We start from the raw sequence: 16,291 nt of genomic DNA on the forward strand, positions 1-16,291 counted from the left end.
CTCGCACCCGGTCCTGGACGTCCTCGGGTCGACGCCCGGTGACCTCGACCAGCACCCCGACCAGCTCGTCGTACGGCGGGGCCGGCAGCTCCAGCAGCACACCGAGCAGGCTCTCGGCCAGGGCGTAACCTCCCCCCGGGCGGGCCAGCACCGCCTCGAGGAACCGGTCCATGTCGGCGAGCCGCTCGGCGCGGCCTACCGCGGACCAACGCTGGACCTCATCGCGCACGATGGCGTGCCAGCGATCCGGTGGCTCGGCGTCGAGTACGTCCACCAGGTCCGGGGTGGTCCCGCCGAGCAGCGCGGCGAGCACGCCCTCGGCCTGGGCCCGCACCTGCGGATCGGCCTCGCCGATCGAGGCCGCCTGTCGGGCGGTCAGGCGGGCCCGTGCCGCGTTGCCGAGCCGGTGGTAGGCCAGCGCGAGGTTGGCCTTGGCCATGGCATGGTCAGCGGGGCGCAGGGTGCGCGGGTAGGCACCGACCGCATGGGCGAAGGCCTCCACCGCGCCGGGCACGTCGTCGATGGACAGGCGGGCGAGGCCGAGGGCGTTGGCTGCAGCCCCCAGACCGGGCAGGTCGCCACCGCGTTCGGCGAGCTCCATGGCCTCGCTCAGCAGCGGCACCGCACGATCGGGGTCGTCCGAGCGTAGCCAGACCGTGGCCTGCTCCCGGCAGGCGGCGCCCGCCTGGGCCACCTGGCCCGCCCCCAGGAACAGGTCGTGCGCACCGGCAAAGGCTGTCAATGCGGCCTCGGTCTCACCGAGATCGGTGCGGACCAGGCCCAGGTTGAACCGGGCCGCCCCCTCCTGGGCCGGTTGCTCGAGGTCGGCGAAGGCGGTCGCGGCCGCCAGGAAGGAGGCCCGCGCCCGGTCAGGCTGCCCGCCCTCGCGCGCCGCCACCCCGCTCATCACCAAGGCCTTGGCCGCTTCGAGCCGCATGCCGACACCGGTAAAGATCTCGTGCGCGGTGTGCAGCGACCCGGCCGAGGCGGAGATCCGGCCGCTACCCAGGAGGAGTACGCCGAGGTGGAAGCGCGCCGTCGCATGCTGCACGGGATAACGCGTGACGTCGTAGCGACGCAGCCTGGCCTCGAGATCGACGATCTCCGCGTGCTGGCCGCCTGCCTCAGCGGTGCCCATGGCCTACCCTTCGTCCATGACGGTCCTGGTCGCCTGCTTCGGCAACGTGTTGCGCGCCGACGACGGGGTGGGCGTGGTGATCGGCGAGCAGCTCCTGAGCGGGCCGCTGCCCGATGTCGCGCGCGTTCTCGAGGTGGGGATCGGCGGTCTCCGACTCGTCCAGGAGCTGTTGGCGGGGGGAATACACGCGCTCCTGGTGGTCGACGCCGTCGACCTCGGCCGCCATCCGGGTTCGGTCATGGTGCAGGTGCCCGAGGTGCTCGACGTGCAGACACTGGGCCCCGACGCCCGCCGAGACGCCCTGGCCGACATGCACCTGGCCACCCCGAGCCGCGCGCTGATGATGGCGCGCGCGCTCGGTGTACTGCCCGAGGTCACCCTGGTGGTCGGCGTGCAGACGCAGGACACCGACGAGCCCCGGCACGGACTCTCCGCCACCACCGCTCGCGCCGTCCCGGTGGCCGTCGCCCAGATCATGACGCTGCTCGCCGAGCACGCAGACGGCGCCTGAGTGCGCCACCACCTCACACCGGCCGGGGAGTGATCTGGAGCAGCACCTGGGTCGGCGGCGCGTGTGCCGGCGCGCCACTGTCGGGGGCCACGTCCATCGCCACGAAACCGGGCAGCCCTTCACGCAAGGCTTCCTCCACGCCCTCGCGCAGGGTCACCGCAGAAGCGGTGCAGCCGGAGCAGGCGCCGGTCAACCGCACCCGGACGACCCCGTTGCGCACTCCGAGCACCTCGACCTCTCCGCCATGGGAGTGCAGGTAGGGGCGGACCTGGTCCAAGGCGGCACTCGCGGTGACGGGGTCGTCCACGCCCACGCCGTAGGCCTCGAGCAACCAGGCGATCGCTGGGTCGTCCTGCCGCAGGGCGTCGACGTCCCCGATCCTGGCTGCGAGGCGAGTAATGGCCAGGCGGTGCAGCGCGTCGACTCCGTCCAGCAGCTCGAAGACCGTGCCCCGCACCGTGTCGTCGAGCTCCTCGACCTCGCCGAGCAGCTCCTCCAACCGGTCGAGCAGCGGGCCGAACTCGGCCAGCTCCGCCTCGTAGACCTCGTCGGTGGGCGGCAGTGCCGATTCAGTCACCGGTCACGCGGACCTTGGTGACCGCATAGTCGATGAGGGTCTCGTTGAGCTCGACGCCGTGCTTGCTCTGCGCGTGCGCGGCCACGGCAGCGACCAGATCGTCAGTGTTCTCCGCGCGGGTGACCTTGCCGCAGGCCACTCCCACGTCGGCGCAGCGGAACTCGACTGCTGCCATCACAGGCTCCCTTCCCGGGGTGTCATCACGAGGCTTGGGTCCGAGAGGTGTCGAGGTCGTCGGCCAGGGCCTCGAGGGCGTCCGCGACCGCACCGAGATTGCCGTTGATCCCCGTAACCAGCCCCCCGACGGGTTCGACCCGATGAGCGATCGCCGCGACGCCGAAGACCACCTTCCCGAGCGTGTCGGTGAGGTGTCGCAGGATCAGCACCACCCAGATCAGGTAGGCGGCGAGGGCCCCCACGAGGACGCCGGAAACGACGAGGGCGGCGACGGCAGCTGCAGACACAGGGGCTCCTTGCGTGGGTCCGGCTCAGGGCGTGGTGGGGGCGGAGGCCGCGACCAGGTCGCGCAGCGCCGCGACATAGGCGACGGCGTTCGAGGTGACGACCTCGACGATCTCGGACGTGGTGATGAGCGCGGGGACTGGTGCCAGCGCGAGGCTGATCCCGACCCCGTGCTCGAGGATATCCTCGGCATATCTGGCGCTCTCCCGCGCCGGTCGGATGACGTAAGAGGCGAGCAACACCACGACCGGCGCGATGACCAGAAGTCCGATCGCACTCATCGTCCACAGCACGGCCATGGCACCGGACCCTCCTCCTCAGATGTGGGTTGTCGCCTCCAGTGTGCACCCGGTAGGTGATTTGCGCTACTACCATCGACCGAGTAGTCCCCAGAGGAACCAAGAGCACCCATGAGAGGAGCACGAGATGACCACAGTGATCACCCCGCTCGGAGTGAAGCTCGGAGTCGTCGGCAAGGGCGGGGTGGGGAAGACGACCATCGCCGGACTGCTCGCTCGCGCCTACGCCGGCCGCGGGAGCCGCGTCGTCGCGATCGACACCGACTCCAACCCCAACCTCGGCCTCTCCCTGGGTCTCTCACTCGAGGAGACTGAGGCCGTCCCAGTGCTGCCACGTTCGGTGATCGTCGGCTCCGGCGGCGGTGGCCCGAGCGCACGCGAGCTGATCGGCGAGTACGGCCGCGCGACGCCAGCCGGCCCGACGTTGCTCTCGGCGATCCGAGTGGCGGAGGCCGGAGCCGGGTGCACCTGCAGTGGGCACGCCACGGTGCGCAACCTGCTGGCCGATGCCCTCACGGACGTGGAGGTGACCCTGGTGGACATGGAGGCGGGTCTGGAGCACCTGAGTCGTTCCGGAGGCACACTGGCCTACGCCGACGTGCTCCTCGTCGTGTGCGAGCCGACCCGCAAGTCGATCCTGACCGCCTCCCGGACCGCGGCCCTGGCCGCCGAGCTCGGCATCGCCCACGTGTTCGCCGTCGGCAACAAAGCGCGCTCCGCGGCGGACGTGGCCTACTTCGACGAGGCCCTCGCACAGGAGGGGATTCCCCTGGCCGGCGTGCTCGCCTACGACGAGGCGGTGGTCGACGACGACCGGGAGGGATCGGTCGGGCTGCGACCGGTCACCGACGACGTGGAGCGGGTCGTTGCCGAGGTGCTGGCGGTGGTGGAGGCAGCCGTCGGGTCAGGCGGTAACCGCTGAGGGCACCAGGCCCTCGGCCAGCCGCACCAGCGCCTCCACCGCCGGCGCCGGGCCCGAGGCGTCCAGGGGTGCTTCGCCGCGACGTTCGGCATCGACGATGGCAAGGTCCTCGGGGACGAAGTGGATCTCCGCGTCCGGGAAGGCCGAGCGGACGCGCTCCTCGTCGGCGGCGTCGCGCACCCGGTTGGCGCTGACCACGAGCCTGCCCAGTCGAGACTCACGCACGAGCTCGGCGGCCCGCCGCCCCACCTCGAGCGACTTTGCCGTGGGCTCCACGACCACGACCACGATGTCGACGGGCTGTCCGCCGAGCCGCATCACGGTTCCCAGGCCGGCTTCGAAGTCGGCGACGACGATCAGGTCGGGTCCGGCGATCGTGCCGAGCAGTTGTTCGGGGGAGATCCCGCAGCAGGGGCAGCCGGGCTCGGGGTTGTCGATGGCCGAGACGACTGCGAGCCGGACCCCGTCAGGGCCGTCCACACCGAAGTGCGTGACCAGGTCCTCCAGGCTCGTGGCGTGGTCGCGTTCCCCGGCATCGACCGCCTGGCGCACCGCGACCAGCTCCTCGGTCACGTCCTCGCCCAGACCCAGGGAGATGCCGAGGTTGGGGTTGCTGTCGCAGTCCAGCGCCAGGGTGCTGCGCCCCCGTCGGGCGAACGTGCGGGCGAGCACGGCCGAGGTGGTGGTCTTGCCCGATCCACCCTTGCCGACGACGGCGATCTTCATCAGGAGTTCCTCTCACTGTGCAAGGCATCTACCAGGCACCGTAGCGCTGCGACCGCAGGAGCGTCCGGATCGTGGTCGAGCAGCGCCACTCCCTGTCGGTCGGCCTGGGCCTGGGCCGGGTCGAGCGGCACTTCGCCCACGACCTCGAGACCGGTCCGCTCGTGGATGCGCTCGGCGTCACCGCTCGCCCGGACCTTGTTGGCCAGCGCGACCACCTGGGGTGCGCCGGCCATCTCCGCCAACCGCGCCAGGCGGCGCCCGGAGAGCAAGGACGCGGGCGTCGGCTCGACCACGACCAGATAGGTGTCGGCCCAGCGACCCCAGGTCATGAAGGGCTGCCGGGTGCCACCGGGCAGATCGCCGACGATGCTCCACCCCGCGCCCGGTAGATCGTCGAGCACACGCTGGAAGCCGAAGTGCTGTCGGGTGTTCTCCCAGCGCGGCCCACGCGCCTTGCCGAGCTGGAGGAAGTAGACGCCTTCCGTGGTCCGTGTGGCGTGCTGCTCCACCACCTCGGTGCCGCTGCGCCCATCGGCCAGGCGGAAGCGGCGGCCGTCGACGGCGTCATCCTCGACGACGTCGTCGGGCAGACCCGTGTCGACGTGGGGCACACCCAGCGAGAAGGCCAGGCCCGGCATAGGGTCGGAATCCAGGGCGAGCACCCGGTCCCCGGTCTCGGTGAGGAGTCGGGCGAACGTCCCCGCGAGGGAAGACTTCCCGGCACCGCCCTTGCCCACGAACGCGACGCGCATGCCGAGACTCCTTACTAGCCCTGCCGGGCGGCAGAGCGTGCGTATAGTTGCTGGACGGACAGGAATCATGACCGAGGAGGACCGACGATGTGCCTGGGAGTTCCCGGCCGGGTCCTTGAGCCCGTCGATGCGGTGAAGCAGCGCGTGCTGGTCGACGTGCAGGGCGACCGGCAGCAGGTCTCTGCCGCGATGCTGGACAGTGATGGCGAGGGCCTGCCCCAGGTGGGCGACTGGGTCGTGGTCCACCTGGGATTCGCGCTCTCCCGGATGGACGAAGCCGAGGCGCGCACCGTGCTCGACGGTCTCCAGGCCCTGCACGACCTGTACGCCGGCGAGCTGCCGGCCTAGCGTCCGGACGCGGTGCCGGTGTGGGGGACCGGTGTCGATCAATCGTGCATCGCGAGATCGGACCTGCGCTCGACGTCCGGGCCCTCGTCCGGTGTCGACGTGACGTCGAGCGCCATGGCGTCCCACGAACCTTCGAGGCGAGCGAGCACCTCGTCGCCGGTGGGAGCGGTCGAGGGCCTGAGGCCCCAGCGTCGCATCATGACGACGAAAGCCGCCAGCAGGGCCGCGATGACCGCGGCCGCCGGCAGCAGACTCGCCACCCCGTGGTCGAGCAGCGTGCCCGACGCCGGGATCCCGAGCCCGGCGACGCAGAGGTAGCGCTCCCGAGAGCGACCGCTGAGGTCCGCAATCCGACCCAGCCGCAACAGCGACTCCGCGTCCAGCGACAGTGGCGCGTCGGGGTCCTGGCGGTTCCTGCTGCGCTTGCTCATGTGGCCGCTCCGGTGGAGGTGGTGGTTCCCTGGGTCGGCGAGGTCGTGGCGGCCTCATCGGATACGGACTCGCGGTAGTAGAGGACGGCTTGGATTGTGGCGGCTACACAGGCGACCACGGCGGCAACGAAGCCGATCCAGAACCCCGCAAGAACCGTGACCGTGCCGACGGCGGTGTCCTGGCCGCCCGCGCTGCTGAACGGCGGCTGCAGCATTCGGAAGAGCTCCCGTGAGGCGATCACGAAGCCGAGGACCGCCAGGGTCGCGCCGAGTGCGGACGGGGACAGCAGGGATCGGCGCCGGGCCGCGGCGACGACCAGCGTGACGCCGACGATCATGGCCACCAGGACCAGGCTGCTGGTGTGGGGCGCCGAGAGCCAGCCGCCCCAGGTGGCGGCGGACGAGGAACCCATGAAGCCTTCGACCCGGTAGGCGTCGAGGAAGGTGAAGGGTCCGACGAAGGAGACGACCAGGCCGAGCCCGGCCAGACCGAGCCACGGGGTCATCCCGGTCTGCCGGTCGGCGACGTCGGGGGTGGCCGGCGTGCGGGAGGCGGCCGCGCTGAGCGCGTGACCCAGGCCTCCGATGAGTGCGAGCGCGCAGCCGATGAGGCCGATCCAGATGCCAGCGAGCAACGTGACGTCGGACTTGGCCGTGGCGCCGCAGTCGTAGGTGAGACAGCCGAACGGCGGCACCACCATGCGGTAGGCGAGCTGGGCGGTGGCCAGGCCACCGACGACGGCCACGGCGGTGCCGAGGGTGCGCCCCGACACGGGGCTCCGGCCACGGGCGCTCAGGGTTAGCGCCACGACGGTGACGACGGCGGACGCCAGGATCAGGTCGGAGGCGTGTGGAATGCCGAGCCAGGCATCCTTGGTGGTGCCGCCATCCTTCCCGTTGATGACGTAAAAGTTCGAGCCGAGCGCAGAGAGCTGGAGCGCTGCACCTCCTACGGCAAGCCAGAGCCAGATCGAAATGCGCTGCACAGGCACCTCACAAGGTTGACGGTTTGAGCACCGTAGCATCGGCGGCATGTCTGGGACAGGGTTGAAGTCGCGACCGTGAGCGGCTCGCCCGCACCATCACCGAGCCCGGACGGGGTCGCCGACGACGAGCGCACCGGTGAGCTGTCCGGGATGGCCAACGGGGCGGCGCTGACCCTTCTCGCCGCCCGGGCGGTGCCCCTCGGCTGGGTCGTCGGCGTCGCCGGCGGCGTTCCCCTTGGCTCGCGCCGCGCAGCGCCACGGCAGCCGGGCCGGTTACGCGGTCGCCGCGGCCAGCCTCGTGGAGACCATGGCCATCATAGGACCCGCCCGGATGGGCATCCCCGTGCCGCGCGCGGTGAGCGCACGCCTGGATCGGCGTGCTGCAGCCCCGGGGGTCGGTCGTTGCCGACCCTGGCGCTGGCCGGCGCGGCGGTGCCCCTTGGCCGTCCGAGGCGACGCCTCATCGGCTCTATACTAGAGTGGATAGTAGAATCCTTGTTGTCACCGCCATGGATCCGACTGTTATCAACTACGTCGGGAGACCAGTGTGTAGTCAGCCGCGGCCATGCAGACGATAACTGAGGGAGCACGACTGATGGGAGACATGATGGGCGGCGGCATGATGGGTGGAATGGGCGTGTGGATGCTGCTCTGGGTGCTGGTCGGCATCGCGGTCCTCGCGCTGGTCGTCGTTGGGATCCTCTGGTTGGTCCGCCGTACGGACAACCCACGGCCCGCTCCGCCGAGCGGCGAGGAGCCTGCGGAGGACCTGCTGCGCCGGCAGTACGCCGCTGGTGAGATCGAGGAGGATGAGTACCTACGGCGCCACGCCGGGCTCGCTTAGCAGCAAAGGTAGGCAAGGTAGGCGGACGGCATGACATGCGGGCCGGTCGGTGCCACGGGCAGGCGATCAGCGGGTCACCCCGCGAGGCCTCCTAAGCTTGCTTCACCTGCTGAGCGAGGCCGAAGCTAACATGAACGGCGCCCAGGGCCAGGCGTAAGCACGACGTTGCTTCAAGGACGGCGGGGGTAGTCACTGACGCAGGCCGGAAGCGTTGTCTACTATGGTCCCTAGAATGGCGCAGTCGGCGCCTTGGTACGCGAGGACAGGCAAGGTGGTCGCTGGTGCGCCAGCTGGGGCAGCTCGAGGCCGTGATCATGGATCTGGTGTGGGCTTACGGCCGCCCGGTGCCCGTTCGGCAGGTCCTGGAGGACCTGCGGCGAGACCGGCGGATCGCCTACACCACCGTGATGACCGTGATGGACAATCTGTACCGTAAGGGGTTCCTCACCCGTGAGATGGTCGCTCGCGCCTACCGATATCAGCCTGCCAAGACTAGGGAGCAGCACCACGCGGCAGTCATGGAAAAGGTGTTGGCAGATAGCAGCGACAGGGCGGCGACCCTGCTGCACTTCCTCGAGCAGATGCAACCGGATGAGGTCGTCCGCTTGCGTGAGGCTTTGGAGCAACGGCCCGCGAGCGGGAAGAGCAGCGACTCGTGACTGCGCCGATCACGCTGGTTGTCTTCGCCGTCCTCGTGGCAACGCTCGCTCCGCGACTACTGGTCCGGTCCTCATGGCCTGACCGCTGCCCGCGGCTGGGCATCACCGCCTGGCAAGCAGTGAGCCTCTCGGTGGTTACGGCCGTCGTCCTCGCCGGTGCCGCCCTTGCCCTGCCAGCGCTGTCGTTCAGCGCAGACCTCGCCGAACTGCTCTCCGCGTGTGTGATGGCGCTACGAGCCCAGTACGCCACTCCGGGCGGTGCGGTGCTGAGCACCACCGGGGCAGTTCTCGCTGTCACCGTGGTCGCCCGAGCCGGATACTGCCTCACTCAGGGCTTGGTCAGCGGGGCGCGCGAGCAGCGCCGTCAAGTAGATGGGGTGAACCTGATCGCCCGCCGTCACGAGGGCTGCGACGCGCTGGTGGTGGACGACGCGGCGGCGGCCGCGTACTGCCTACCCGGGCACCGCCAGCAGGTCGTGCTCACCACCGGAGCACTGGCCGCTCTGGACGGTGACCAGCTCACCGCCGTACTCGCACACGAGCGGGCGCACTTGCGCGGCCGCCATGACCTCGTGCTGGCGACCTCGGCCGCACTGCAACGGGCTTTTCCCCAGGTCCCGGCGCTGCGGGACGCCCACCGCGAGCTGACCCGCCTCGTCGAGATGCTCGCTGACGACGTCGCCGCGCGACGCAACGACCGGCTGACGATCGCGACCGCGCTGGTTCGCCTCGCCGAGGTCTCAGCACCGGTCGCAGCACTGGGCGCGGGCGGAAGCACCTCGCTGACCCGGGTACGGCGACTCGTCGCGCCCGCACATCCGCTGGGCACGACCCGGTCGGTGATCGCCGCCCTGGCAACCGCCGCCCTACTCCTGACTCCGGTCGCTGTGGTAGCGGCTCCCACGGTCGTGGCCGCGACCGCCGGCCTATGCCCAATCGACTTTCCGGGGTAGACCCGCCAATTCCTCCCCAGACCTGCCCGCCCCACCCTCTGACAGAACGCACTGGTGTGGTGGCGGGCGGTGGTCAGAGTGTCCCGGCCGGAGTCGTCGGGCGACTTCTGGCACGCGCGACATCGACCGCCCTCAACACGGCGATCTCGTCCCGATCGGCGAAGGACAGGTACCGGCCCGAGACTGAGCGGGGGCATGCCGCCACCATCACGGGAACCGCGGCGATCCGACCGGTGACGACTTTCCGGTGACCAGGGCGGCGTCCCTACTGGGCAAGCCCCGAGCGAATCGAGTACGAGCGAACCCGTACGCCGCCCCTCAACCCCTTGGCCGCAGAGCCGCAGCCCGGATGAGAGCGGCAGAGAGCCTGGGGCGCTTCACACCAGTCTCAACGACCGTCGTACCGGGCTTTGAAGGTGGTGCCGCCGTCGTTGGAGGCCAAAAGAGCGCCGTCAAGGGCCACGTAGATGTCGTCGCCGTCGGCGACCAGGGCTTGCGGCTGTTCTCCCACTGAGCCTCTCTCGGTCCAGGAGGCTCCGCCGTCCTCGCTGACGTGGACAGTACCGTCCGGTGCCACTCCCACCACCAGCTCGCCGTCCGGCCACGACACCAGCTGGAGCAGTGGGGCGCCGGGCGTCACGTCGAAGGTGGTGCCGCCGTCGGTGCTGCGGGCCAGTCCTTGCTCGGTGGTGGCCAGTATCACGTCGGGGTCGGTGGCCGACACGGCGAAGTCGGCCAGGGGCAGCTGCGCCCCGGTCTGCCACGTCTTCTTGTCGTCGCTGACCATGAGGGTGCCGCCGTGGTAGCCGTAGACCTGTCCGTGCCTGGCCCGGAGGGCGTGGAAGTCCGCCTCCCCGGCCAGGGACAGGCTTTGCCAGGTCTGACCGCCGTCGGTGCTCTCGATCAGGCCCAGGTTGCCCGGTGCGTCCTGGCCCTCGCCGGGGTGCCCGCTGGCCAGGTAGTGGCCGGGGCCAACGACGGTGAAACCCATGAAGTCCTGGACGGTGTCACCGACCAGGGTGGGCTCCCCCTCTGCAGGGACGCGGATGAGGCCGTAGTGGGTGCCGGCATAGACCTCACCGTCCCCCGGGTCGACACCCAGGCCGTGCACGTGGGAGAGCTCGACGGGCCCGCCGCCGGCAGGCTCGCCGAGCTCTCTGCCGTTGCTCACCAGCGCCACGACGATCGCCGCGAATACCGCGACAACTGCCAGCACGACGGCGATGACGGTCAGACGGCGCCCGCCGCTCGGAGGTCGGTCTCCTCCGGTGGACGGTCGAGCGGCGCGCGCTCGGGTTGACGAGGTGCGGTTGGGACTCATGTCTCTCCGTTCTGGTGCGCGCGGGGGTGTGCCGGGCGGGGGGTGGGCAAGGCGGGCCAGATGGCCGCAGGGGCTATCGCTCGCCCGGGTTGACGAGGGCGGCGAAGTCGTCGGCGTACTGGTCGGGGGTGAACCCGCCGGTATAGATGAGGACCCGGTCACCGGGAGCGAAGGCGTAGATGATGCTCGCGTGCTCCAGGCCGTAGTCACCCGGGTGCTCGTGTCCGTCGTCGGGGTGGACGACAGACGTCTCGGGGTCCTCGATCCGCTGGGTCGTGGGAAGGTAGAGTTCCTCCAGCACCTGCTTGGTCTGCGGGGTGCCCCCGATCAGCCCGATGAAGTCCGGGTCGAAGCGGTCCAGCCATTCCCGGACGATCGGCGAATTGTCCCGTCCGGGGTCCTCGGTGACGAAGACGACCTGCAGGTCCTGGCGGACGTCCGGAGGTAGGGAGCTTCGCGCCTGGGCGAGGTCCGCCATCGTGGTCGGGCACACGTCCGGGCAGTGGGTGTAGCCGAAGAAGACGACCGTGACCTCACCCTCCGGGCGGTTGCGCAGGTCGAACTCCTGGCCCTGTGTGTCCGGGAGAACGAGGGCAGGACGGAAAGGCGCTGGCTCCACGGGCGTGCCGGCGAACTGCTTCCCAGTACCCTTCGCCATGGCTTGCGCGGAGGAGTCGCCGTTGGGGGGCCGCGACGAGCACCCGGCTGTGAGCGCGCCTAGGGCCATGATGCCCAAGCTGCGACGGGTAAGGCGTGTGGTCGCCCTCACAGCGCCCTCCCGGGCCCCGCCACTCTCTCGGGACCGACGTCCCGGCGCCCTCTGAGGTCGTCGAGCTCGGCGCGCAGTCGCCGGATCTCGCCCTCGGTGCCCGAGCCAGGGGCCGCGGAGGCCTGTCGCCCGCACTGGCTGCCGTTTCTCATCGAGCGCATCATCACCAGCATGGACAGCGGACAGGCCAGCAGGGTCAGCACGGGAAGCAACGTCCATGCACTGGATGGGGCGAGCACGATGCCGACCACGGCCAGCGCTGCCAGACCAACCAAGACACGCTTGTCATCGCAGCGCATCGGAAGCCCTCTCCTCGACTGTTTTACTATTCGACATAGTAACAATCTGCGTCGCACCGGCCTGCTGGCGGCCTCGGATGGCCACCACCATGACCACGCCGGCCGCAGCTCCGAGTAGTGAGGCGATCTGGGCCTCCTGCAAACCCCACAGCCATACGTTCTCCATCCGGAAGTAGCTCAAGGCGAACCGCCCCGTCGAGTAGGCGATGACATAGGTGGCGAAGAGCAGCCCGGGTCGGTCGGCGAAGGAGGCGCGCTTGCGCAGCAGGATCAGCGCAGCCAGCAGGGCGAGGTCGAACACGAGCTCGTACACCGGGTAGGGATGCAGGGGCGCGCCGAGCAGGTCGGGGGGCACCATGGAGGCGGGATTGAGGTAAGTGAAGGCCCACGGGAGATCGGTGGGCGAACCGTAGGCGTCTCCGTTGGGGATGCAGGCAAGGCGCCCGACCGCCTGGCCCAACAGCATTCCCAGGGCCGCGCCGTCCGCGGTCCTGCCCAGAGGAACCCCCTGGCGCCACGCGCGGAAGGCGCCGGTCAGTGCGCCGCCGACCAGGCCTCCGTAGACGGCCAGCCCCCCTTCCCAGACGGCTAGGGCCTGCCAGGGGTGTTCGAGATAGACGCCAGGATTATCGACCACGTGGAAAAGTCGTGCGCCGACGATGCCGCCGACGAGTCCCCAGGCGGCGATACTCTCGAACTTCTGCCGGGGGATCCCCAACCGGCGGGTCTCCCGTGCAGCCAACCAGAAGCCCCCCACGACCGCTGTGGCGAACAGAAGGCCGTACCACCGGAGCCCGATGTGCCCCACATGGAAGATGTAGGGGTCCATGTCGATGGTCATCGGGTTCTCGTTCCTGTCGCAGTTCGTCCGCGGGGGCACGTGGGGCCTGCCGCGGAGCCGGTGGCGTGTCCACGCCCACGTTCACTATGTAGGATAGTAGAGCAGTCGGCAGGCCTCGCACCCGAGGCCCCTCGCCCGTCCGGCGAGTCGCGCTCCGGCCCAGGGAGGATAGGTCCATGGAATCGCTGTCCGACCTGGTGATGTCGGGGCCGCTGCTCCTCGCGATCGGGCTCGCCGTCGCGGCCGGGGCCGTCTCGTTCCTCTCGCCCTGTTGCCTTCCCCTTGTGCCGGGATATCTCTCGTATGTGGCCGGGATGTCCGGAACGCAGGCGGCGCATCGAGCCAATGGTCCCTGGCGGGCGACGCCGGTGGCCGTGGTGGCGGGGTCGCCGCCGGGGCAAACGCGCGGGGCAGCCAAGGAGTCGGGCGTACGGCTACCGACGTCCGGGCACGCCCCGACGACGTCGGTCGGACCGGGGAGTTCCAGGACCGTGCTGGGCGCGTCGTTGTTCGTCCTCGGCTTTGCCGCCGTCTTCACCAGCTACGGGGCGCTCTTCGGCGGCCTCGGCTCTCTGCTGCTGGAGCACCAGGACACCCTGATCCGGATCCTGGGTGCGCTGACGATCGTCCTCGGCCTGGTCTTCGCCGGCGTGCTGACCCGGTTCCCGTTGTTCGGCAGGACCCTGCGCCTTCAGTACCGACCACGATCCGGTCTTGCTGGCGCCCCTCTGGTGGGTGTGCTGTTCGGTGTCGGCTGGACACCCTGCATCGGCCCCACGCTGGCTGCCGTGCTGACCCTGGCCGCCACGTCGGGGGGCGCGGGGCGGGGGGCGCTGCTGTCCTTTGCCTACAGCCTGGGCCTGGGTGTCCCGTTCGTCCTCGCTGCGGTGACCGTCGACCGTGGCATGCACCGGTTCGACTGGGCCCGCCGCAACGCGCGGAGGATCGCGCAGGCAGGGGGAGCGTTCCTCGTCCTCCTCGGTGTGCTGCAGGTCAGCGGGGTGTGGACCGCCCTCATCAGCCGCATGCAGGGACTGATCACCGGGTGGCAGACGCCCCTGTGAGCCGGTACGGCGGTTCGCCGCTCATATGACTATGCTGCATAGTAGCCAGTGGCGCGGTACGGCCGTCGACGCGGCTGCGGAACGACCTGACCACAGCTGATGGCACCTAATGACGAGGGAGCAGGCGGATGACGAATCATCTCGGTGCGCATGTCGATGCGCTCATCCGTGTCCGGCTCGGTGGCGTGCCCCACCGTCGTCGAGAGTGCCCCGCTACGCAGGCCATGACAACACCCATTCCCACCATCGGTCTGGTCCTTCAGTTCGAGCCCCGACATGACGCACATGCACACCGAGATGATGGGGCCGTAACCCGCAGGGCAGGCCTGGCCATGAGCACTGAGATGTCCAGCAGCCAGAAGGGCCCCAGCCGGTCCTGGACCGGCGTCGCCGTCGGCAGCTCGTGGACGAAAGGAACGACGCGATGAGCGAAGCGCTCTTCGGTCTGGCGTTGCTGGCCTATCCGGTGGGGATGGTCCTGATGATGTGGTTCATGATGCGGGGCGGTCAGCACGGCGGCGAGCAGGTGCAGGCGCCGGTGACCCAGGAGGAGTTGGCGCGGCTGCGTGCCGAGGTAGAGCAGCTGCACGCGGTGCAGGACGGGCCGGCCCGCACAGGAGCGCAGGGAGCCGACGCCCCGCCCGTGAGCCGAGCCGCTGTCGGTGGAAGGGTCACGGAACAGCTATCAGCGAGGAGGATGATGTGGGCTCAGACATGCACGACATGATGAGTGGCGGAATGGGCAACATGACGGGAATGGGCGCCTGGATGGTGCTCTGGCTCCTGGTGGGCCTGGCGCTGCTGGGGCTGGCCGTCGCCGGGATCGTGTGGCTGGTCCGTCGCTCCGGAACCGGCTCCGGCGCCTCGCACTCCACGTGGCAGCGGGAGTCGCCGGAGGACGTGCTCCGCCGACGGTATGCGGCCGGGGAGATCGACGAGGAGGAGTTCGCCCGGCGGATGTCCGTGCTCACCGACGGGCGCTCCTAGCCGAGCCGCGTGGTCCTCGCCAGGGTGTCCGCATCGCCTTCCCAGCACAGTAGGAGCATCGACCCGTGCACAACATGACCACGGACGACGACGAGCGCGACGGTGCTCCCAGCGACGCCGTGCGCCGGCAACCCAGGCGAGGGCTCTGGGTCGTCGCGGTGTCGCTCGCGGCGTTCCTTCTCGCCGGGTGGGCGTACTGGGACTGGACGCGGCAGGGCCTCACCGCGGAGGCCTCGGGGACGGACTCGGGACCGATCGCCGAGTATCCCCCCGACGCGCGGGGCGAACCGGTCCAGTTGTCCGGCACCACACTCACCGACACCCTGCTGGATATCGCCGACCTGCGGGGGGACACCGTGGTGATCAACGTCTGGGGATCATGGTGCGTCCCGTGCCGTGAGGAGGCCCCGGTGCTCTCGCGACTGTCCCGCGAGTACGCCGACGCGGGGGTGTCCTTCGTGGGGGTGAACGTGAAAGACAACCGCGCAGCGGCGCTGGCCTTCGAGGACGAGTTCGACATCCCCTACCCGAGCATCGAGGACCGCGACGGGCGCGCGCTGCTGGCCCTCAGCGCCCACGTCCCCGCGCAGGCGGTGCCGGTCACGTTGGTATTGGACCGGGACGGGCGGGTGGCCGGACGCGTCATCGGCGCCGTCGAGGAAGGGACCCTGCGCGCGCTGATCGAGGGTGTCCTGGAGGAGCGGGCGGGCGAAGTCACGGGTTCCCTGGATGGCTAGCGGGGGCATCGGCCTACTCGGGTGGGCACGGTGGGCCTGGCGAGTCCTGACATCCATGCGGGTCGCTCTGGCCCTGCTGGCGCTGCTCGCCCTCGCGGCGGTTCCCGGATCGGTTCTGCCGCAGCGCGGCGTCGCCAGTGACCCGGCAGCGGTGGTCCGCTTCGCTCAGGACTATCCGCGCCTCGCGCCGTGGCTGGACCGGCTCGGGTTCTTCGAGGTCTACTCCTCGACGTGGTTCGCGGCCATCTACCTGCTGCTGCTGGTGTCGATGACCGGCTGCGTGCTTCCCCGGTGCGCACGGCTGTGGCGCGCGGGCAGGGCGGCTCCATCGCCGCCGCCACGCACCTTCTCGCACACGGTCGGTCATCACTCCTGGTTCACCGACCGGGAGGCGGGGGAGGTGCTGGAGGGGGCAGCCACCGAGCTGCGCCGTCGCCGGTTCCGGGTCCGGGTCGACGGTGACGCCGTCAGTGCTGAGAAGGGCTACCTGCGCGAGGCGGGGAACCTGCTCTTCCACCTGTCTCTGCTCGTGCTCCTCCTAGAGCGTGTCTCCTTAATGAGTCTTGATGTAGAGAATGCTGGCGGCCAGTAGGACGCCGCCGAGGAAGGTGCGGGCGTGCTTGTCATAGCGGGTCGCGACACCCCGCCACTGCTTGAGCCGTAGG

24 protein-coding genes and 1 pseudogene are annotated in these 16,291 nt (G+C 70.1%); 11 read left to right on the plus strand and 14 right to left on the minus strand.

The features are described 5' to 3' along the window. Positions 1–1,138, minus strand: a 1,138-nt coding sequence (locus ACR2FV_RS10785; protein ID WP_434015697.1) for a hypothetical protein, incomplete at its 3' end; no start/stop codon positions are given. A gap of 16 nt (positions 1,139–1,154) precedes the next feature. On the opposite strand from ACR2FV_RS10785, the gene ACR2FV_RS10790 reads away from it, so the two are divergent. Next, entirely contained in the window at positions 1,155–1,649 is a 495-nt protein-coding gene (locus ACR2FV_RS10790) for a hydrogenase maturation protease (RefSeq protein WP_434015698.1), read from the plus strand. Between the two features lie 13 nt (positions 1,650–1,662). Here ACR2FV_RS10790 and ACR2FV_RS10795 read toward each other — a convergent pair whose 3' ends face one another. From ACR2FV_RS10795 to ACR2FV_RS10810, 4 genes are read right to left on the minus strand one after another with little or no spacing between them, the layout of a single operon-like run. Beyond that, complete coding sequence (locus ACR2FV_RS10795; protein ID WP_434015699.1) at positions 1,663–2,226, minus strand: NifU family protein; 564 nt, start codon at positions 2,224–2,226, stop codon at positions 1,663–1,665. Further along, complete coding sequence (locus ACR2FV_RS10800; RefSeq protein WP_434015700.1) at positions 2,219–2,401, minus strand: DUF1059 domain-containing protein; 183 nt, start codon at positions 2,399–2,401, stop codon at positions 2,219–2,221. The genes ACR2FV_RS10795 and ACR2FV_RS10800 overlap by 8 nt, the downstream gene beginning before the upstream one ends. Positions 2,402–2,426: 25 nt before the next feature. Then, complete coding sequence (locus tag ACR2FV_RS10805; RefSeq protein ID WP_434015701.1) at positions 2,427–2,690, minus strand: hypothetical protein; 264 nt, start codon at positions 2,688–2,690, stop codon at positions 2,427–2,429. Positions 2,691–2,714: 24 nt separating this feature from the next. Beyond that, positions 2,715–2,987 carry a hypothetical protein gene (locus tag ACR2FV_RS10810; protein ID WP_434015702.1) on the minus strand — a complete coding sequence of 91 codons (273 nt, stop codon included), beginning with the start codon at positions 2,985–2,987 and terminating at the stop codon, positions 2,715–2,717. A gap of 127 nt (positions 2,988–3,114) precedes the next feature. On the opposite strand from ACR2FV_RS10810, the gene ACR2FV_RS10815 reads away from it, so the two are divergent. Next, on the plus strand, positions 3,115–3,909 hold the full coding sequence (locus ACR2FV_RS10815) for an AAA family ATPase (protein ID WP_434015703.1): 795 nt from the start codon (positions 3,115–3,117) through the stop codon (positions 3,907–3,909). On the opposite strand, the gene ACR2FV_RS10820 is transcribed toward ACR2FV_RS10815, so the two are convergent. Together ACR2FV_RS10820 and ACR2FV_RS10825 are read right to left on the minus strand one after the other, a co-directional pair. Continuing rightward, positions 3,892–4,635, minus strand: a complete 744-nt coding sequence (locus tag ACR2FV_RS10820; protein WP_434015704.1) for an AAA family ATPase — start codon at positions 4,633–4,635, stop codon at positions 3,892–3,894. The genes ACR2FV_RS10815 and ACR2FV_RS10820 overlap by 18 nt on opposite strands. Next, complete coding sequence (locus ACR2FV_RS10825; protein WP_434015705.1) at positions 4,635–5,387, minus strand: hypothetical protein; 753 nt, start codon at positions 5,385–5,387, stop codon at positions 4,635–4,637. The genes ACR2FV_RS10820 and ACR2FV_RS10825 overlap by 1 nt, the downstream gene beginning before the upstream one ends. A gap of 87 nt (positions 5,388–5,474) precedes the next feature. Here ACR2FV_RS10825 and ACR2FV_RS10830 point away from each other — a divergent pair, with 87 nt between their 5' ends. Further along, entirely contained in the window at positions 5,475–5,735 is a 261-nt protein-coding gene (locus ACR2FV_RS10830) for a HypC/HybG/HupF family hydrogenase formation chaperone (protein ID WP_434015706.1), read from the plus strand. Positions 5,736–5,773: 38 nt separating this feature from the next. Here the strand turns inward: ACR2FV_RS10830 and ACR2FV_RS10835 are convergent, their stop codons facing one another. After that, positions 5,774–6,166, minus strand: coding sequence for a hypothetical protein (locus ACR2FV_RS10835; protein ID WP_434015707.1), 393 nt, complete (start codon positions 6,164–6,166; stop codon positions 5,774–5,776). After that, positions 6,163–7,152, minus strand: a complete 990-nt coding sequence (locus ACR2FV_RS10840) for a hypothetical protein (protein WP_434015708.1) — start codon at positions 7,150–7,152, stop codon at positions 6,163–6,165. The genes ACR2FV_RS10835 and ACR2FV_RS10840 overlap by 4 nt, the downstream gene beginning before the upstream one ends. Before the next feature lie 595 nt (positions 7,153–7,747). Here ACR2FV_RS10840 and ACR2FV_RS10845 point away from each other — a divergent pair. From ACR2FV_RS10845 to ACR2FV_RS10855, 3 genes are all read left to right on the plus strand, one after another. Further along, positions 7,748–7,996, plus strand: coding sequence for an SHOCT domain-containing protein (locus ACR2FV_RS10845; protein WP_434015709.1), 249 nt, complete (start codon positions 7,748–7,750; stop codon positions 7,994–7,996). 281 nt (positions 7,997–8,277) lie between these two features. Further along, positions 8,278–8,655 carry a BlaI/MecI/CopY family transcriptional regulator gene (locus ACR2FV_RS10850; protein WP_434015710.1) on the plus strand — a complete coding sequence of 126 codons (378 nt, stop codon included), beginning with the start codon at positions 8,278–8,280 and terminating at the stop codon, positions 8,653–8,655. After that, the gene (locus ACR2FV_RS10855; protein ID WP_434015711.1) at positions 8,652–9,608 is read left to right on the plus strand and encodes a M56 family metallopeptidase; all 957 of its coding nucleotides are present in this window, start codon (positions 8,652–8,654) and stop codon (positions 9,606–9,608) included. The genes ACR2FV_RS10850 and ACR2FV_RS10855 overlap by 4 nt, the downstream gene beginning before the upstream one ends. A gap of 388 nt (positions 9,609–9,996) precedes the next feature. Here the strand turns inward: ACR2FV_RS10855 and ACR2FV_RS10860 are convergent, their stop codons facing one another. From ACR2FV_RS10860 to lgt, 4 genes are all read right to left on the minus strand, one after another. Next, on the minus strand, positions 9,997–10,929 hold the full coding sequence (locus ACR2FV_RS10860; RefSeq protein WP_434015712.1) for a F510_1955 family glycosylhydrolase: 933 nt from the start codon (positions 10,927–10,929) through the stop codon (positions 9,997–9,999). Positions 10,930–11,002: 73 nt separating this feature from the next. Then, positions 11,003–11,548, minus strand: coding sequence for an SCO family protein (locus ACR2FV_RS10865; protein WP_434015713.1), 546 nt, complete (start codon positions 11,546–11,548; stop codon positions 11,003–11,005). A gap of 146 nt (positions 11,549–11,694) precedes the next feature. After that, positions 11,695–11,973 (minus strand): DUF2933 domain-containing protein, encoded by a 279-nt coding sequence (locus ACR2FV_RS10870; protein WP_434015714.1) that lies wholly within the window; start codon positions 11,971–11,973, stop codon positions 11,695–11,697. Positions 11,974–11,983: 10 nt separating this feature from the next. Next, positions 11,984–12,838, minus strand: a complete 855-nt coding sequence (gene lgt, locus ACR2FV_RS10875; protein WP_434015715.1) for a prolipoprotein diacylglyceryl transferase — start codon at positions 12,836–12,838, stop codon at positions 11,984–11,986. A 176-nt stretch (positions 12,839–13,014) separates the two neighbouring features. Here lgt and ACR2FV_RS10880 point away from each other — a divergent pair, with 176 nt between their 5' ends. From ACR2FV_RS10880 to ACR2FV_RS10900, 5 genes are all read left to right on the plus strand, one after another. Further along, complete coding sequence (locus tag ACR2FV_RS10880; protein ID WP_434015716.1) at positions 13,015–13,902, plus strand: cytochrome c biogenesis CcdA family protein; 888 nt, start codon at positions 13,015–13,017, stop codon at positions 13,900–13,902. A gap of 424 nt (positions 13,903–14,326) precedes the next feature. Then, complete coding sequence (locus ACR2FV_RS10885; RefSeq protein ID WP_434015717.1) at positions 14,327–14,629, plus strand: hypothetical protein; 303 nt, start codon at positions 14,327–14,329, stop codon at positions 14,627–14,629. Beyond that, a complete protein-coding gene (locus tag ACR2FV_RS10890; protein ID WP_434015718.1) occupies positions 14,629–14,889 on the plus strand; it encodes an SHOCT domain-containing protein in 261 nt (86 codons plus the stop codon). Before ACR2FV_RS10885 ends, ACR2FV_RS10890 begins: the two co-directional genes overlap by 1 nt. Before the next feature lie 74 nt (positions 14,890–14,963). Continuing rightward, entirely contained in the window at positions 14,964–15,626 is a 663-nt protein-coding gene (locus tag ACR2FV_RS10895) for a TlpA family protein disulfide reductase (RefSeq protein WP_434015720.1), read from the plus strand. A 55-nt stretch (positions 15,627–15,681) separates the two neighbouring features. Further along, complete coding sequence (locus ACR2FV_RS10900) at positions 15,682–16,218, plus strand: cytochrome c biogenesis protein ResB (protein WP_434015719.1); 537 nt, start codon at positions 15,682–15,684, stop codon at positions 16,216–16,218. Here the strand turns inward: ACR2FV_RS10900 and ACR2FV_RS10905 are convergent. Further along, positions 16,180–16,291, minus strand: a pseudogene (locus ACR2FV_RS10905) (IS5-like element ISMt1 family transposase); the annotation flags it as partial. The gene ACR2FV_RS10900 and the pseudogene ACR2FV_RS10905 overlap by 39 nt on opposite strands.

Source organism: Ornithinimicrobium sp. (genome assembly GCF_051004135.1).
Lineage (GTDB): Bacteria > Actinomycetota > Actinomycetes > Actinomycetales > Dermatophilaceae > Ornithinicoccus.